At 71.5% G+C, this 1,874-nt stretch carries 2 protein-coding genes; both read right to left on the bottom strand.

Annotated features, from left to right (window positions below):
* Positions 1-892, bottom strand: an 892-nt coding sequence (locus IG88_RS0137615; RefSeq protein ID WP_031051326.1) for a beta-ketoacyl synthase N-terminal-like domain-containing protein, incomplete at its 3' end; no start/stop codon positions are given.
* A gap of 60 nt (positions 893-952) precedes the next feature.
* Positions 953-1,874, bottom strand: a 922-nt coding sequence (locus IG88_RS0137620) for a beta-ketoacyl reductase (protein WP_158854241.1), incomplete at its 5' end; no start/stop codon positions are given.

Genomic DNA, 1,874 nt, shown 5'->3' on the forward strand with positions numbered 1-1,874 from the left:
CGTTGGACGCACCGTCCTGGTTGACCGCCGAACCCCTGATGACGGCGAGGACGCGGTGACCGTTGCGGCGCGCGTCCGAGAGCCGCTCGACCAGGACCACGCCCACACCCTCGCCCCAGGCGGTGCCGTCGGCGCCCTCGGCGAACGCCTTGCACCGGCCGTCGGCGGCAAGGCCACCCTGCTTGCCGAACTCCGCGAACACGCCGGGGGTCGACATCACGGTGACGCCGCCGACCAGGGCCAGCGAGCAGTCTCCGGAGCGCAGCGCGCGGGCCGCGAGGTGCAGCGCCACGAGGGAGGCCGAGCAGGCGGTGTCGACCGTCACGGCAGGGCCCTCGAAGCCGAAGGTGTAGGCGATCCGGCCGGAGACGACGCTGGAGGCGTTGCCGGTCAGGAGGTGACCGAGAGACTCGTGTCGCACCTGGTTGAGCATGCCGGGGTAGTCCGCGCCGTTGACGCCGACGAACACGCCGGTCTCGCTGCCGTGCAGGCCGGTGACGTCGATGCCCTCGCGTTCCAGGGTCTCCCAGGACGTCTCCAGGAGCAGCCGCTGCTGCGGGTCCATCTCCAGGGCTTCGCGCGGGGATATGCCGAAGAAGGAGGCGTCGAATCGGGTGGCCGTGTCGAGAAAGCCGCCCTGTGGACGGGCCCCGCCCTCGAACTGCCGCCAGCCGCGGTCGTCGGGGAAGTCGCTCATGGCGTCGACACCGTCGTGCAGCAGGTTCCAGAACTCCTCGGGGGTGTCGGCCCCGCCCGGGAACCGGCAGCCCATGCCGACGATCGCGATGGGCTCGCGCTCGGTCTCCTCCAGGTCTCGGACACGGTCCCTGGTGCGTTTCAGGTCCGCCGTGACCCGTTTCAGGTACTCGACGATCTGCTCTTTCTCAGCCATGTCCGAAACCCCTCGTTGTGCAGAACATGCGTGTGGGCCGTGTGCGCAGCCGTGTGTGCGTCAGCTCAGCCCCATCTCGTCGTCGATGTACCGCAGCAGTTCTTCCTCGCTGGCCTCGCTCAGCTCACCGGCCCCCGCTTCCTCGGCCCGGCCGCCGCCCGGCGAGGTGCCGGCCAGCGTCCTGGCGCGTTCCCGCCAGCGCAGCAGCAAGGTCTCCAGACGGGCCGTCAGCTTGTTGACCTCGGCCGCGTCGGGCTCGTCGTCGAGCATGGCCTCGAGACGGTCGACGGTCTCCCTTCCCCACTCCTCCGGCTCCGTGCGGGGCAGCAGGATCTCGAGCAGACGGCCGGTCAGGGCTTCGGGTGTGGGGTAGTCGAAGACCAGCGTGGTGGGCAGCCCCGTACCGGTCATCCGCGCCAGGCGGTTGCGGAGTTCGACGGCGGTCAGCGAGTCGAAGCCGAGTTCCGTGAACGGCCGGGTGGCCGAGACCCGGTCGTCCGGTCCGTACTTGAGGACTGCGGCGATCTCACCGCGCACCGTCTCGAGGAGGGCTTCCTGCCGCTCGGCCGCGGGCAGCGCGGAGAGGCGGCCTCGCAGCTCCTGGGCGTCCGGTGCCGAGGAGCGGAGGGGCGCGGAACGCGCCAGGCCGCGCAGCAGTGCGGGCGTGTCCTCGCCGCGGCGCAGTCGGGCGCGGTCCAACTGGACCGGCACGGTGTGCGGCAGGCCGCCGGCGAGCACGCGGTCGAAGAGGGCGAGCCCTTCCTCCGTACTGAGCGGCAGGACGCCTCCGGCGTTCATCCGCCGCAGCCCGGTCTCGCCGAGGGCGGCGGTGAGTTCGCTGGTCTCCTCCCACAGACCCCACGACAGCGACTGGGCGGGAAGACCCTCGGCACGCCGACGCACCGCCAACGCGTCCAGGAACACATTGGCCGCCGCGTAGTTCGCCTGCCCCGGCGAACCGAACACACCCGCCACCGAGGAG

Source organism: Streptomyces sp. NRRL F-5650 (assembly GCF_000721365.1).
In the GTDB taxonomy this organism is placed as follows: Bacteria; Actinomycetota; Actinomycetes; order Streptomycetales; family Streptomycetaceae; genus Streptomyces; species Streptomyces ardesiacus.